Origin of the sequence: Clostridium frigidicarnis (assembly GCF_900111985.1) — a bacterium.
GTDB classification, from domain to species: domain Bacteria; phylum Bacillota; class Clostridia; order Clostridiales; family Clostridiaceae; genus Clostridium_Z; species Clostridium_Z frigidicarnis.
Window position 1 is genome coordinate 19,526 of sequence record NZ_FOKI01000013.1, and the last position, 17,266, is coordinate 36,791.

Consider the following 17,266-nt stretch of genomic DNA (forward strand, 5'->3'; position numbering starts at 1 on the left):
AAGTTACATTGTTATGAATTACTAAAATCACAGTTTAAAATCAAATAAATAAACTTTATTGAATCATATATATATTTTTTTGTGTGAAATTCTTATCTTTCCTTCTCAAATTTTAATAATTTTTTCTTTAATTCTTCTATTTCCTTTTCCTTCTTATCTAAAATATCTTCATATCTATATTCCATTTCCCCTAAATTTTTATTTAATAAATTTATAAATGATGCCATTTCATCAGCACTTCCTGAAATTCTATTAAACAATAAAAGATTTAATGCTAAAACTTCTGGAATTTCTTTGTGAGTATATCTTAATTGGTGATCTATTTCACCATATCCTTCTTCAAAAATAGTCCTTACTTGTATCTCTGCTATTACCCTCTGACTTGTTGGATAAAACTCTATAAGATAATGAACTGATCTATATCCTGATTTTCTTGACTGTATTTCAATATCTAGTTCTTCAAACCTTTTAGTGTCGTCTCCCTCCCTCACATTAGCTGTTATTTCTATTACTTTCCATGTATCTAATATGAATTCATGAATATTTTCCCAGTCTTGTTTGAAAATATGTATTACCCTAATTCCTATTAAATCATTTATTTCTTCTTTGTAATTATCCACTGAAAATTGAAATTTTTCTCCATATTTTTCTTTTCTATCTGAGGTTTTTCTTATTATTTTTTCAATTAATCTTTCTGAGTCTTTAATTCTAGACTTAACACTATGTATCTTATTATGGGTTCTTAATGTATTAGATATAAAGTCTGCTTGTGCTTCATATGTATCCTTATATACATTAAAATCTTCATATATACTATTTAATACATTCCAATCTATATTATTACTTTTTATTTCATCTTCTGCAAATTTATACTTTTCAATAAATTCTTCTTTTACAAGCTTATTTTTCATCTTATCCCTCCAAGAGTAAATGAAATTTACATTCCATATATTATATCATATAAGAAGTATTTTTGTCTTTATTTCATATTTTTTCTATATATTGAAATTAAGTGTTACTTTATAATGAAATTCACAGAAAATTTTCAATTTTAGGTTTTTAAGTGTATAATATATTTGTATAATAATACTTAAATATAAATTACTGTTTAGGAGGTTAGCCATGACATATTCTATAGATATTTTAAACGAGTCTAATTTTAAAACTTCAGATTGGTCTGGTGGAAAAACTACTGAACTTGCAATATATCCATATAATGCAATATATAAAAAGTTAAATTTCAAGTGGAGAATTAGTTCTGCAACTGTAGATTTAGAAAAAAGCATCTTTACAAACTTACCAAATATAACCAGATTCATCACTCCATTAAATGGGGTATTGAAACTTAAACATAATTCTGAAGAATTAATAACACTCCATCCATTTGAGATTCATAAATTTAATGGAGATTGTGAAACTATAAGCTATGGAAAAGTTAAAGATTTTAATTTAATGTTAGGTAAAGATGTGTCAGGATCCCTTTCAACAGTATCCTTAGACTCAGATACTGTTGAAATTAATTTAAACCCAATAAATAGTGAAAATAATTTTAATGAAATATCCGAAATATTTTTTTCCCAAGATAGTTCTGTGAAATTTGGCATTGGAGAAAATGAGGAAGTAATTTTACATGAAAATGAATTACTCTTAATACATCTTGATTCTCAGTATAATGATTTTAAGATCACAATAACACCTCAAAATGAACAATGCACTGTTTTAAGATCTACTATAATGTATTAATTTTTTTCATTCAAGTACTTTAATTAAGAATTGACATTTGACAACTTATGAATTTAAAACGGAAGTTATTCATCCTCATGAACCCAATATGAATCTTCTTCCGTTTTCTTTTCTCCTAAATAATAAAAATTTGCATTACAATTAGAGCATTCCTTTTTACACTTATGTTCCAAACTGCATTCTTCATTACAATATTCATCTATATCTCTGCAAATCCATCTACGATGTGGTTGGTATCACTCCCACTCCCCACCTTTTATACAATTTTAACAATACTTTTCTTTAAACTCTTCATATTTATCTATTAATATTTCTTTTAATGTTATTTTTTATTCATTCTTTTCATACCATTAATTATATTAAGCCATCAACAGATTCCAAATCTATAATATCCTATAGAGTAAAAAAAGTGGATTCCTACAGAACCCACTTTTTTATATTTAATACGTATTTAAATTTATTTTATATAGCCATTTTCTCTTCAGTTTTCACTATATTTTTCTTTTTAATATAAGAATATACTGGCAATCCTATTGCAGTGATTCCTATAGCAATTAAAGCTGTAGTAGTAGATGTAATAATAGTACTAACAACTACATATGTTGCCCCCAAAATACCCACTATAGGTACTACAGGGTATAAAGGAACCTTATATGAATCTTTTTTTATAATATGTTTAAAATCTTTTCTTAATTTAAACACTCCACCTATACCAAGTATAAAAAATAACCATATTACAAAAACAGCTAAATCAGCAACAGTATTAAAAGATCCACTTAGTGCATATGAACATGCAACTACACCTTGAAATATTAACGCATTAGAAGGTGTATTTCTCTTTTCGTTTATCTTACCGAAAAAGTTTTTAAATGGGAATAACTTATCCTCTGCCATAGCTTGTGGCATTCTTGCACCTGTCATTATTACTGCACTTAAACATCCAACAAGAGATACTAATATACCTGTTGCTACAATTTTTTCTCCTGTAGGTCCAAATAATACTATAGCTGCCTCAGATGCTGGCTTTGCAGAGGCTACAATCTGATCTACTGATATTGTATTTACTAGAGCTAAATTTATTCCAACATATACTATTGTTGATATAGTTAATCCTAAAACTATAGCTTTGGGTAAATTCTTAGATGGATTTTCCATCTCTCCAGCGATATTTGCTACAGAAACCCATCCTTCATATGCAAATAATACTCCTAATAATGCTGCTCCAAATCCAGCAACTGTTGTATTTTCTGAAATAACAGGAGTAAAACTATGAACATCACCCTTTAATAACCCAAATACAATAATTAATCCTATTGGAACTAATTTTCCTATAGCAAATAAAGTGTTGCACTTAGTTCCAAATTCAGTTGATAAAATATTTACTACTGTAATAAATATAATTACACCTACAGCTAATAACTTTTGGTCTGTAGGTGATATGTCTATAAAACTAGTACTTTGTATTGCAAATATCATAGCTACTGCTGCAATCATTCCTGGATAATATATAACCGCTTGTACCCAACCATATAAAAATGCTATTCTTTCCCCATACAGTTCTTTTAAATAAACAAACATACCTCCTGATTTTGGAATCACAGATGCTATTTCAGCTATTGTAAGTGCTCCTGCCATTGTTATTGAAGCTCCAACTATCCATGCTAAAATACCCATACCGGGTGCTCCTGCATTTCCAAATATTACAGAGGGTTTAAAAAACACTCCACTTCCTATAACTATACCTACTACTAATAGCACCGCCTGTACAAGACTAACCCCCTCTTTACATTCCGAATCTATGCTTACTCTATTATCCTTATTCATATTAATAGCCCCTTCCGTTGACCACTTTTTAATGTATATTTGTTTTCATATAGTATTTCTCTTAGAATTATACTTTTTTTTGTAAAATATCAACTAATTCTATATTTATGTTTTTCATCAAATCATAACAATAATCATTTAATAAAACATTTTAAATCTTATAAAATCTATTTTTTCTTTACAAAGGCTGTTGCATTTTTGCAACAGCCTTCTAATTTAATTAATTCAGCTTACCACCTCATTGAAGATTTCGTCTATGCAGCTAACTCATCTGTAGTTTCTTCTATGTTTTTCTTTTTAATATAAGAATATACAGGTAATCCTATTGCAGTAATTACTATGCCAACTAAAGCTGTAGTGGTAGCTGTAACAATCGTACTAATAACAACATATATAGCCCCTAGAATACCAACTATAGGTACTATAGGATATAATGGCACCTTATATGAATCCTTTGTTATAATATGTTTAAAGTCTTTTCTTAATTTAAACACTCCACCTATACCTAATATAAAAAATAACCATATTACAAAAACAGCTAAATTTGTTAATGTATTAAAAGATCCACTTAATGCATATAAGCTTGCAAGTATACCTTGAAATATTAATGCATTAGAAGGTGTATCCCTCTTTTTATTTACCTTACCAAAAAATCTTTTAAATGGAAACAAATTATCTTCAGCCATAGCTTGAGGCATCCTTGCTCCTGTCATTATTACTGCACTTAAACATCCCACAATAGATACTAATATTCCTACCGCTATAATTTTTTCCCCTGTAGGTCCAAATAATACTATAGCTGCCTCTGATGCAGGTTTTGCAGATGCTATAATTTGATCTACTGGTATTGTGTTTATTAATGCTAAGTTTATTCCTACATACACTACTGTTGATATTGTTAACCCCAGTACTATAGCCCTTGGTAAATTTTTAGATGGATTTTCCATCTCTCCAGCCATATTTGCTACTGAAACCCATCCTTCATATGCAAACAATACTCCTAATAATGCTGCCCCAAAACCAGCAACTGTTGTACCTTCCGCAATAACAGGAGTAAAGTCATGAACATTTCCCTTAAAGAAACCAAATACAATAATTAATCCTATTGGAAGTAGTTTGCCTATAGTAAATAAGGTGTTAAACTTAGTCCCAAATTTAGTTGATAAAATATTTACTACTGTAATAAATATAATTACACCTACTGCTAATAATTTTTGACCCATAGATGATAGTGCTATGAAGCTTGTACTTTGTATCGCAAATATCATAGCACCTGCCGCACTCATTCCTGGATAATATATAAACGACTGTACCCAACCATACAAAAACGCTGTTCTTTCCCCATAAAGTTCTTTTAAATAAACAAACATACCACCTGACTTTGGAATTACAGATGCTATCTCTGCTATAGTAAGCGCTCCTGCCATTGTTATAGAAGCTCCAACTATCCATGCTAAAATACCCATTCCAGGTGCCCCTGCATTACCAAATACTACAGATGGCTTAAAAAACACTCCACTACCTATAACTATACCTACAACTAATAAAATTGATTGTACAAGACTAATCCCCTTTTTACCAATTGTACCTTCTTGTGCTTTAGTGTCTTTATTCATATACCCTACTCCTTCAGTGATTAATTTGTAATCTGTATTTGTTTTCATATAGTACATATTTAAAAATTATACATATTTTTTTGTAAAATATCAACGAATTATAAACAATTTATTGTTAAATTTTCTTTACATATTTTTATTAAATTACAATAAAAACCATTTAATAGAATAATTTTAATCTAATATAAAATTATACAAAACCTTTTATAAAACATGGTTTATTTTGCAAAAATCTTTTACCTGAATATTTTTATTTTTGAAACTATTTCTATAATAAGAAAAGAGCATACTTTTAATTAAAAAAGATGCTCTTTTCTTAATTTTATCTCATAGCCATCACCTGTTAACTCATCTAACATTTAGATGTTAGAAAGAGTGCCAATGAGGAAGATTCATTCTATGAAACCTGTTCTTCTCCATCAAATTGACTATTATATAATGATGAATAGAATCCATTAGCAGATAAAAGTTCCTCATGGTTACCTTGTTCTACAATATCTCCATCTTTCATTACTAATATCAAATCTGCATCACGTATAGTTGATAATCTATGGGCTATAATAAAACTAGTTCTATCCTTCATAAGATTTTCCATAGCTTTTTGTATAAGCACCTCTGTACGTGTATCAACAGAACTTGTTGCTTCGTCAAGTATAAGTATCTTTGGATCTGCTAATATAGCACGAGCAATAGTTAACAGCTGTTTTTGTCCTTGAGATACATTGCTTGCTTCTTCATTTAAAACCATATTATATCCTTCAGGTAATGTTTTTATAAAACGATGAGCATGAGCAGCTTTTGCAGCTTCAATAACTTCTTCATCACTTGCATCCAAATTACCATAACGAATATTCTCCATTATTTCTCCATTAAATAACCATGTATCTTGAAGTACCATTCCAAATACTTTTCTTAAATCTTTACGTTTAAAATCTCTTATATCTCTTCCATCTACTAAAATTGATCCACTATTTACATCATAAAATCTCATAAGAAGTTTAACCATTGTTGTTTTACCTGCTCCTGTAGGCCCTACTATTGCAACCTTCTGTCCTGGTTTAACATTTATTGAAAAATCATTAACTATAATTTTATCTGGATCATATCCAAAATGTACATCTTTAAAAGAAACTTCTCCCTTTATATCTGTAATATCAACATTTTCATTTGTTTCTTCAATTTCTTCTTCTTCACCTAAAAACTCAAATACTCTTTCTGCTGCTGCTGCTGTTGACTGAAGTACATTAGCAATTTGAGCAGTTTGTGCTATTGGTTGTGTAAATGAACGAACATATTGAATGAAAGAAAGTATATCTCCAACTTCTATTGCTTTTTTAATTGCAAGAATTCCACCTAATATAGACACTATTACATATCCTATATTTCCTATAAAAGTCATTATAGGCATCATCATTCCTGATAAAAATTGTGACTTCCATGCTGAATGATATAACTCACCATTTAGTTCATCAAAACCTTTTACTGCGTCTTCTTCTCCATTAAATGCTTTCATTATAGTGTGTCCACCATAAATCTCTTCTACATGACCATTAAGATGACCTAAGAATTTTTGTTGTTGTTTAAAATATTTTTGTGATTTTTTAACAACCATTGATATAAATATAATTGATAATGGAATTATTAACATAGCTGCAAGTGTCATAACCCAACTTATAGAAAACATCATTATCAATACACCTATTATTGTTGTTATAGCTGTAAGCATTTGAGACATACTTTGATTTAAAGTTTGGCTTACTGTATCTACATCATTTGTAACTCTTGATAAAACTTCTCCATGAGTCCTCTTATCAAAATATCCAAGAGGCATACGATTAAACTTTTCTGATATTTCTTTTCTTAGTTTATAGGATATTTTTTGAGCTACTCCCGACATAACATATCCTTGTATTATTCCAAAGACCGCACTTATAATATACAGTCCAAGTAAAAACACTGCAATATTTCCTATATACCCAAAGTCTATTGCTGCACCTTCTACTCCTGATACTTTGCTTACCAAGCCTTCAAAGAGCTTTGTTGTAGCCTTACCTAATATTTTAGGTCCAACTATTGAAAAAGCAGCACTTCCAATCGCAAAGATTAGTACAATTACTATAGATAGGCTATATGGCTTTAAATATTCAAGGAGCTTTTTCATGGTGCCCTTGAAATCTTTAGCTTTTTCAAAGTTCATTTTTCCATGACCACCGCCAAAGCCTTTGTCCATACCTTTATCATTTTTATTACTCATTATGCTAGCTCCTCCTTTGAAAGTTGTGATAAAGCAATTTGCTTATATACTTCACATTTTTCCATAAGTTCACTATGGGTTCCTATTCCAACCATTTTTCCTTCATCTAAAACAACAATTTGTTCTGCATGCATTATAGTACTAATTCTTTGAGCAACTAAAAGTACTGTGCTTTCTGCAGTCTTTTCTTTTAATGCCTTACGTAATGCTGCATCTGTTTTAAAATCAAGAGCTGAAAAACTGTCATCAAATATATATATTTCTGGTTTTTTTACTATAGCACGCGCAATAGAAAGTCTTTGTTTCTGTCCACCTGAAACATTAGTTCCACCTTGTGAAATTTCTGTATCAAATCCCTCTGATTTTGAACTGATAAATTCCATAGCTTGGGCTATTTCAGAAGCTCTTAATAACTCTTCTTCTGTTGCATTCTTTTTACCATATTTTAAATTACTATCTATTGTTCCTGAGAATAAAATTCCCTTTTGAGGTACATATCCAATTTTATCTCTTAACTCATGTTGTTTTACATTTTTAACATTTACTCCATCAACTAATATTTCTCCCTCTGTAGAATCATAAAAACGAGGAACTAAATTAACAAGAGTTGATTTTCCACTACCTGTACTTCCTATAAAGGCTGTTGTTTCACCTGGCTTAGCTACAAATGTTATATCACTTATAACATTTTCTTCTGCACCCGGATATTTAAATCCAACATTTTTGAACTCAACATATCCATTTTTATCTTCATTAAATTCCTCATCTGTTGTAGGATCGTTTATAGTTGCTTCTGTATCTAACACTTCAGTTATACGTTGTGCTGAAACTGATGCACGAGGAAGCATTATTGAAATCATTGATAACATTAAGAAAGACATTATTATTTGCATTGTATACTGCATAAATGCCATCATATTACCAACTTGCATTGTTCCTGCATCAACTTGATGTGATCCAACCCAAACTATAAGAATGGTAATACAGTTCATTATAAGCATCATTAATGGCATCATGCTTGACATTATACGATTTACAAAAAGATTTGTTTTTGTAAGGTCTTTATTTACATTATCAAATTTCTTTTCTTCATGTTTTTCAGTACTAAATGCACGTATAACTAACATTCCAGTAAGAAGTTCACGTGTTACAAGATTTAATTTATCAATAATTTTTTGAATTCTTTTAAATCTTGGTATAGCCATTCCAAACAATACAACAACTAATGTAAGAATTGCCATAACTGCAACTGCAATAATCCAAGCCATTGAAACATCAGTATTTATAACTTTTATTATTCCACCAACACCTAATATTGGTGCATAGAATACTATCTTAAATATCATAACAGTAAACATTTGTATCTGTTGAATATCATTTGTACTACGAGTTATAAGTGATGCTGTTGAGAAATTATTAAGTTCTACATTAGAAAAATTTGTAACCTTCTCAAATACATTTTTACGAAGATTTTTACTAAGCCCTGCTGCAATTCTAGCTGATAGCAATCCAACAATTACTGTAGCTGCCATACTAACAAGAGCTATACCTACCATTAATAATCCTGTAAACAGTATATAGTTTAATTGTTGTTTACTTGTATCTATACCTATGATTCCATATTCATCATGTATATAAGATACTGCAGACTGTGTAAGCATACTTTCTGGCATTTCTTCAAATTTTTCATCTATACCTGTTCTCATCTCTTTAAGCTTTTCTTCTGGCATTTTTGAAAGTATTACAAATGGATCCATACCCTCTGCTCCTTGAGTAATTTCACCTTGCTGTTTCGGTGCTCCATCATTCATATCTTTATTGCTTTCCATTCCTTGTAACCCATCTTTCTCAATGCCAAGAGTTATAAGAATTGGTTTAGCCATTATTGTATTTAATTCATCATTTACTTTTTTATTTTTAGTATTTAATTTATAAAGTGGTTCATTTTTAAGTTCTGGATATTTTTTCACGTAATCATTATATTCAGTTTCGTTAAGGGTATCTTTATTCAATAATATATAATTATCCAACACCTTTTGGTTCTCATCACTATTCATAAAAAGGCTTAATTTGTCAAGCTCACTTTTACGAATAACATCAGGAACTGCATTTTTAACACCCTCCTGTTGAATTCCTACATTTACAATATTAGACATGTAATCTGGAAGTGATAAGTCACAGGTTGCTTGTACTAAAAGCAATGCGATTATAACCAGAATTGATATTGTAAATTGTTTTAAATATTTAACTAACTTAAACATTATTTAGTCTCCTCCCTAGTAATCTGTATCCATTTAAGAATTTCTAATAGAATTTATCCTCTATCATAGCACTTAGTCATAGGATAAATCTTTTAAGTTCCATGTATTCTGTTCTATGATAATATTGATTATACTTTTATAACTATTATATGTCAATAATAATTTTTATTGTATAATTAATTTTTATAGGTTATAATTAATTCATAGGTTACATTTTTGTTTATAGATTCTATAATAAGAATATATTGTATTTTACTAAAATATAATGTTCATCGTTTTCAAATTATACATTGATATTTTAATCAAATATAAATGTATAATTTACATAAATTTTAATTATTATCAAATGATTCTTAGCTTTAGACGGACTTTACTTAAAGTAAAGTATTACTCCAGATGAATCTTAGAATAACTTATCCAAGTGCCTAGAAATGCTTAACCTCTATTTAAGAATTGATAGCATTATAAATTGTATCTATTGGATAAAAATATTATTGAAAGGCAGGTGAAAAAACTGATTTTAAGTATTAATAATTTAAAATCAGAATGTATGGACAATTTAAATTTAAATGGGTTATCTAATAATCTATATGATTTGATGATGATATTACACAAAAAAGTATTTAACATGGGTGAAATAATGAAAACCTTTCCTGTTCCACCATCACATGTTAAAGTAATATTTTTTCTATCACATAATGGACCATGTCCTGTTTCTATGATAGCTAAAGATTTAGAAATATCAAAGCCTAATATGACTCCTATTATAGACAAGTTGCTTTCTGAGGGATTGGTCAATAGATGTTATGATGAGAATGATAGAAGAATAATTATAATTGAATTAACGGACGAGGCTCGCAAACTTTTTAAACGCCAACAACAAAAAATTAAAGATATGCTATGCGATAAAATATCTCATCTAGATGCTGATGATCTAGATTCTTTAAATCTCATAGTTCCTAAGATGTTGAAAATAACATCTAAGCTAGATTAAATAAGGCACATGAAAGAAACTAACAAGTCAAAGATGTTAGCATACTGACTTGTTATTTTTTGAATGTGCCTAATATTATATAAGTAAAAAAACTATGAAATCATAATTTAAAAATAGATTTCATAGTTTTTTATTTATATATATTAACGCATTATTTTAATCTCAGATAAATTTTAGTGCCTATGAAGATTTATATCACTTAAATCAAGTGCTCTTAAAGAATCTTTAATGTTACGCTCTATAGCTTCACTTGCATACTTATCAACTAATTTTTGATCTTTAGGCTCATGTGTTAAAGATGCTGCTCCATTTATACATCCACCCTTACATGCCATTCCTTCTATAAAGTTAAATGGTAATTTACCAAACTTCAATAGTTTTAAAGCCTTATCAATTTCATCTATTCCATTACATGCAGTAGGGTTAAATTTAACATCTGTAATATTTTCTTCTGCTATAACCTCAACTACTGCATCTCTTACTCCACCATGTCTAGCAAATACTCTACCAAAATGAGATGCATTTTGCATTGCTTCGCTTTCACATTCTGCAACGTTAATTCCATATGCATCTATCATAGCTTCCAATTCTTCAAATGTCATAACATAATCAGTAGCATCTTTTATATCATCTTGACGAGCCTCTTCCTTTTTAGCTGTACATGGTCCTATAAATACAACAACAGCATCTGGATGAGATTTCTTTATAAATCTTGAAACAGCTACCATAGGTGAAACCATTGTAGATATATATTTCGCAAGGTCTGGATAATTTTTCTTCACATGAGATACAAATGCTGGACAACAAGAAGTCATCATACATGGTTCCTCATTATTTCCAACTCTATCTACGAATTCAAGCGCTTCATAATATGCTACCATATCCGCACCTAATGCAGCTTCAATTACATCTTGGAATCCCATTTTTTTAATAGCACTAACAATTTGTCCAATTTGAGCATTGTATTGAGTTGATATAGCTGGTGCTATTACTGCATAAACCTTACTTCCACCTTCGGTTTTAGATTTCTCTAAAGCCTTAACTATAGGAACTATTTCACTTCTATCAATTACAGCTCCAAATGGACATTTGTAAACACAGGCGCCACAGCTTGAACACTTATCTCTATTTATGCCAACTTTTTTGTCTTCCTTTACTTCAATTGCCTTACTTCCACAAGCTTTTTTACACGGACGCATTACATCTGATATTGCATTGTAAGGACATGCTTCTTTACATTTTCCGCATTGAACACACTTATCTTGGTCTATGTATGCTTTCCCATTAATTGTACTTATTGCATTACGAGGACATACTTGTATACATCTATGAGCAAGACAACCCCTACAAACCTCTGTTACTTTAAATCTTTCTGATGGACACTCATCACAAGCTAGGTCTAATATTTCTATAATTGCCTCATCTTTTTTCACAGAATCAACTATTAAATCTATACGTTGAGATATAATTTCTCTTTCTTTATATACGCAGCATCTTGTTATAGGTTCATTCCCCGGAATTATTTCCTTAGGCATTTTATGGCGCTCCTCCATAAGGTTTCCATCTATGGTTTTTCTAACAACCTCTTTTAATACTTTGTATTTTATTAATTGCACTTGACTTTCAAATTTTCTCATTTTTTTATCCTCCCTAATAGTATTCCACCTCAACGACTTTTCCAAGACCTTGAAGAACATTTTGTAAATCCTTCAATAATTTATACTTAATACTTAACTCTTCTGGAAAATCTGGATTTTGATGAGCAGGGTTAATTGCTCTTCCAACCATCATGTACAAATGAGTACAATCTTCAAAAAGCATTTTCGCTAATTTTGCTGCTCCATTATTTTCATACAAAAAACTTATGTCTATCGATGAATTAATTTTTTCAAGCATTTCAAGAGCAGCTCTAACAGTAAGCACTCCTTCTGTAACAAGATCTATTCCTTTAATATAACCTATAGGTGGAATTTCTCTATTATTATAATCAATTATAGTTTCAATTTCTTCACCTAGTTCTCTAGATACAATATTTGCTGCTGTGCCTCCACATACAATTTTTTTTCCTTTAGAGCACATCAAATAATCCACCATAATTTTATCCCTGTGTCTATCTTTAGGTGGCCCTGAAAAAAGAGTTACCTTTTTAGGTTCGATTAATTTCATTGTTACAGCAGTAGTATCGTCACCTGGTTCCCCAACATATAAAGCGTCGCAAGCATCCAGTACTTTGCTAGTTACTAATTTTGCAGATAATTCACTATGTGGCATATCCTCTATAAAGGCCGCTATGTCATTCCATCCCCAACCTAAATTCATGGTATTTCCTACACCTGCATGAATAGCACCATCACTAACAAAAACTAATGTGTCGCCTTCCTTGAGCTTAACTCTACTTTCCTTTATTTTTCTTCCATTTATCTCTTTCACGATACTTTTTATAAATTGAATTTTATTGTTGTGAATAAAAAATATACTTGGACTATCAAATTCTACAATATAAGCCATACCATCTGTATCTACTTCTACTATTGTAAATGTAGAGTATGCTAGTTTTCTTACTTGACATACTGGCAATGTTTGCATTATTGTGTCAACAACTTCTTCAATAGAAAGACCTTCCTTAAGCATTGTTATTGCTATTTTTGCTGTTAATGTTGCAAGAATATTTGCTTTCACTCCACTGCCTAAACCGTCAGAGAGCACAGCAATACAGCTGTGTGCTGATCTATAGAACTCTACAATATCACCACACAACTCTTCTCCAACCTTATTTAAGCTTGATGCTGCATAATCTACAAAGAAACTCATCTAATCAACCTCTTCTCCTTGTACTAATCGTTTTAATTTAGTCAAAGATACCTTTGTTTCTGCGGTTGTTTCTCCTAACAAACTAGCTATTTCTTGAGCAACCCTCATCTGTTTATCTATAACATACTGGGCTACCTCGACAGCATTAATTTTCATTTGCTGATATTTTTCTTCCTGATTCAAAGTTTCTGTAAAATCATTTATAACTATCAACATAGAATCTGAATCTTTGATTTTAATTATACTCTCAAGAACGGTTGCATTTTGTTCTTTTAAATACGCTTTTTTACTTATGCTATTTTCATTAGATTGTGTTAACTCGTTTATCATATCCACTTCCATAAGTGCAGATAAATTTATTCCAATAGCCCATTTCTTCTTTATTTTAAAAAATGTTTCTGCAGCAGGATTTAAGTCTACAATATCATTTTTCTTATTAATAACAACAACAATTGTTGGTGTTATATCAAAAATTACATTGGAAAGATTTTCTGCTTTTTGTTTCATATATGGCAGACACATTGTCAATTCAGCCATTCCATTATAAACTGCAACAGCTTTATCTCTACATGTATCATATCCACAAGTACCACAATTTAATTCATCCCTAGAGCTATATTTACCTATATTCTCAAGAATTTCTCTTATTTCTTTTTCACTTGGTTCTTTTAATGGTTTTAATTTAGCATCAAAAGTCTTACCCATGCTTATTTTATTGCAAAATTCTTCTAGCGAATCTGCATATTTTTCATCTTTATTTGCATATTTTCTTATCAATTGTTGTTTTTCCTGAATAATAAGTTCACTTTCTGGCATTGCCGGCCCATTAATGCATCCATAATCGCATAAACTCATTTCTATGAATCTATCTTTAAATCTTCCATTCTTTATTTTTTTTAAGACTGTAAGACATTGCTCCATGCCATGAACATGTAATAATTCCCTTTTTATCTTATTTTTATCCATACTATCAGTTATTCCACCTAGTATTGGATAGATTCTTTCTTTTGTTGCTATAGCATCAAGTGGAATTTTTTCACATTTTCCCAAGTCTATATTTTTACATTGAAACAAGCTTATTAATTCCTCAAAAGTCATTACTGCATCTATAGAATCTTCTTCCTTAGCCTCATTCTTTTTGGCTATACATGGTCCTATAAAAACAACCTTTGTATCTTGTCCATACTTTTCCTTCATTAATCGTCCATGACAAGCCATTGGAGATATAACTGGGACAAGATTTGGAATAAGTTCTGAATGATGTTTTTGAATAAGTTCATTTAAGGATGGACAGCAACTTGTAATATAGCAAGTTTCGTCTAACCTTGATGCATATTCTTCATACACCTTATTTACTAATCTAGCACCTATTGCGGTTTCCTCTACATAGTTGAACCCAATAGATTTAAGTGCACCACATATCTTATCACTTAATGTCTCAAAAGCTACAACAAAAGAAGGAGCTAAAGATACGGCAATAGTTTCTCCATCTTCTAGAAACTTTTTAATTACATATACATCACTTTCAATCTCTTTAGCATTTTTGGGGCAAGCCTTTATACATTTTCCACATGCAATACATCTTTCCTCAAGTATTTCAGCTTGATCGTTCTTCACCTTTACTGCCTTAACCTTGCAAGCTCTAACACACGAGTAACAATGCTTGCAATTAGTTTTTGAAAAGTTAATAACCCCCATGAAATATCCTCCTTATATCTCAGACACTATATATTTTTCAAAAACTTCATCTATATTGTCCTTAGAAACTGATAATATTTTTCCATCCCAACGCTGTACTGAAACGGCTTCTGTACAATTTCCAAGGCAAAATGCAGCTTTCAATTCAACTTTATCTCCAAGATTATTTTTTTCAATCATTTTTTTAAATTCCTCAATTACATCATAAGATCCTTTTAGATGACACGAACTTCCTATACAGACTTTTAATGTTTTCATCAATCCCACTCCTTTGTAATATTAATACACTTATATTTTCTCAAAATAAATTATATATTTCAATATAATTTGTAAAATGAACAATTTAATTCTTTTTATTGGCTAAATATACATTAATTATAAAAATTCAACACTTTAGATAGTAATTTAATTTTATTACTTATACTTATTTGATTTTATTGCAAAATAAACCTTCCTAAAATATATTAATTTTTCATTAATTTTTCTCTAAATAACTCTGATGCAATTTTTGCAATTTTCTTTTAATTCTTCATTTAAAACGAAATCTACAATCTGTAGTTATATTCTAGATTTTGTTCTAGATATCTAGAACAAATAATAGGCTATAGATTCTAAGGATATTTAATATAAGGCAAAAAATTAAAAGTCATTCATAGTGTTGCTATAGATGACTTTTAACCATGAAATATTATGCCAAATATACAAGAATACTGGTCTATTATTTTTTGAAGATACCTTATATTTTATTTTTTTAAGCTAACAGCATATATATAATCATCAATATACTCACCGATTCTATCTTTAATTAAATTTTCAGGTGTTAATTTCATTTCTCCTAACCTAATTTTCTTATACTGACTATGCATAAATTGACTTATTAAGGTTATTGGTATATCTACTTTATTAAGGTTGTTTATCATTTTATTTAAAGAAAATTCTACTTCTTTCATTGGCATATAATATCTGCACCTATCAGATAAACTATATTTTCTTTCTATTTTTATATTTTCACCACACCCTGAGTAGTAATTTTTCCAATAATTTGGTCTATTAGCCATAATAAAATCTAATACGTCCCTAAATTTTGATAACTCTATATTAGCATTATATTTAAACATTTCATTTTCTATGTCATTTAAAGCAAAGGCTCCCTCCCTAAAACCATAGGTCAATGCTGGTCCTACTTTTAAAATTATAAAACCATCTTGTACCATATTTCTTAAAGCTTGTGGTGTTTGATAATCTGTTGAATGTGCCTCAAACACTAGAGATGGGTATTCTTTTAATACTTCTGATAAGTCCTTGGCGCTTTCTCTATCATACTCTAAAATATAATCACTACCAAATTCAACGCCTGGCTGCACTACAACACCAACAACAAAGTCCCATGCTTCATATATATTAAACTCATGGAATTTGTTTTTAAAAGTATCAATTGTTGTTTTTAAATCCTTTATCCTTGTTATTACAACCCCTTTCTCATCTTCACAACACTTTACTCCTCCTGGTGTAGGAACTTCACTTCCAATTATATAAACCGGATGTGTTGCTGACACGTTATCCTTTTTTAGCTCTTTATATGCCTCTTCTGATACCTTGCATAGTTCAGCTGCCCTTTGAGCTATTAAATTATCATTATAAATTCCTATTTTAATATCATCTTTTAATGGCATACTTGTATCTATGTGTATTTTGGTATACCCTGCCATAACATACTGCCTTATTAATTCTTTTGAATTTTCCATAGCTTCCTTTTCATCTAAATTTGTCCATGTTAATGGTCCTAAATGGTCTCCACCTAATAAAATTTTTTTTCTTGGAAACTTATTTTCATCTGCTATTTTATAAACATAGTTAACAAAATCTTTAGGTTTCATACCTGTATATCCGCCAAACTGGTCAACTTGATTCGCCGTAGACTCTATTAATAAGTACATATCTTTATTTCTTAATCTATCCATAGCAGCTTCTATTACATATTTGTTAGAACAGCATACTGAAAATATTCCACCCTTATTGTTCTGTTTAAACTCTCTTACAATTTCTTTAATTGCATTCATTCTAT

12 protein-coding genes are annotated in these 17,266 nt (G+C 29.9%); 2 read left to right on the forward strand and 10 right to left on the reverse strand.

Annotated features, from left to right (window positions below; genetic code table 11):
• Positions 1 to 92: 92 nt before the first annotated feature.
• Positions 93 to 911 (reverse strand): RelA/SpoT domain-containing protein, encoded by an 819-nt coding sequence (locus BM119_RS09575; protein WP_090040974.1) that lies wholly within the window; start codon positions 909 to 911, stop codon positions 93 to 95.
• Positions 912 to 1,122: 211 nt separating this feature from the next.
• Between BM119_RS09575 and BM119_RS09580 the strand changes: the two genes are divergently transcribed.
• A complete protein-coding gene (locus BM119_RS09580; RefSeq protein ID WP_090040976.1) occupies positions 1,123 to 1,743 on the forward strand; it encodes a HutD family protein in 621 nt (206 codons plus the stop codon).
• A gap of 462 nt (positions 1,744 to 2,205) precedes the next feature.
• On the opposite strand, the gene BM119_RS09585 is transcribed toward BM119_RS09580, so the two are convergent.
• From BM119_RS09585 to BM119_RS09600, 4 genes are all read right to left on the reverse strand, one after another.
• The gene (locus BM119_RS09585; protein ID WP_090040978.1) at positions 2,206 to 3,567 is read right to left on the reverse strand and encodes an APC family permease; all 1,362 of its coding nucleotides are present in this window, start codon (positions 3,565 to 3,567) and stop codon (positions 2,206 to 2,208) included.
• Between the two features lie 254 nt (positions 3,568 to 3,821).
• Complete coding sequence (locus BM119_RS09590) at positions 3,822 to 5,183, reverse strand: APC family permease (protein WP_090040979.1); 1,362 nt, start codon at positions 5,181 to 5,183, stop codon at positions 3,822 to 3,824.
• Positions 5,184 to 5,580: 397 nt separating this feature from the next.
• On the reverse strand, positions 5,581 to 7,437 hold the full coding sequence (locus BM119_RS09595) for an ABC transporter ATP-binding protein (protein ID WP_090040981.1): 1,857 nt from the start codon (positions 7,435 to 7,437) through the stop codon (positions 5,581 to 5,583).
• Positions 7,437 to 9,698, reverse strand: a complete 2,262-nt coding sequence (locus BM119_RS09600) for an ABC transporter ATP-binding protein (RefSeq protein ID WP_090040982.1) — start codon at positions 9,696 to 9,698, stop codon at positions 7,437 to 7,439. The genes BM119_RS09595 and BM119_RS09600 overlap by 1 nt, the downstream gene beginning before the upstream one ends.
• Before the next feature lie 478 nt (positions 9,699 to 10,176).
• Here BM119_RS09600 and BM119_RS09605 point away from each other — a divergent pair, with 478 nt between their 5' ends.
• On the forward strand, positions 10,177 to 10,692 hold the full coding sequence (locus BM119_RS09605; RefSeq protein WP_242948394.1) for a MarR family winged helix-turn-helix transcriptional regulator: 516 nt from the start codon (positions 10,177 to 10,179) through the stop codon (positions 10,690 to 10,692).
• 173 nt (positions 10,693 to 10,865) lie between these two features.
• Here the strand turns inward: BM119_RS09605 and BM119_RS09610 are convergent, their stop codons facing one another.
• The 5 genes from BM119_RS09610 to BM119_RS09630 form a co-directional block, all read right to left on the reverse strand.
• Positions 10,866 to 12,329 (reverse strand): 4Fe-4S dicluster domain-containing protein, encoded by a 1,464-nt coding sequence (locus tag BM119_RS09610; RefSeq protein ID WP_090040984.1) that lies wholly within the window; start codon positions 12,327 to 12,329, stop codon positions 10,866 to 10,868.
• Between the two features lie 13 nt (positions 12,330 to 12,342).
• Positions 12,343 to 13,503, reverse strand: coding sequence for a SpoIIE family protein phosphatase (locus tag BM119_RS09615; protein WP_090040986.1), 1,161 nt, complete (start codon positions 13,501 to 13,503; stop codon positions 12,343 to 12,345).
• Positions 13,504 to 15,201, reverse strand: coding sequence for a [Fe-Fe] hydrogenase large subunit C-terminal domain-containing protein (locus BM119_RS09620; RefSeq protein WP_090040987.1), 1,698 nt, complete (start codon positions 15,199 to 15,201; stop codon positions 13,504 to 13,506).
• Between the two features lie 12 nt (positions 15,202 to 15,213).
• A complete protein-coding gene (locus BM119_RS09625; RefSeq protein ID WP_090040989.1) occupies positions 15,214 to 15,459 on the reverse strand; it encodes a (2Fe-2S) ferredoxin domain-containing protein in 246 nt (81 codons plus the stop codon).
• A gap of 485 nt (positions 15,460 to 15,944) precedes the next feature.
• Positions 15,945 to 17,261 (reverse strand): class II D-tagatose-bisphosphate aldolase, non-catalytic subunit, encoded by a 1,317-nt coding sequence (locus BM119_RS09630; protein ID WP_090040990.1) that lies wholly within the window; start codon positions 17,259 to 17,261, stop codon positions 15,945 to 15,947.
• Positions 17,262 to 17,266 lie beyond the last annotated feature (5 nt).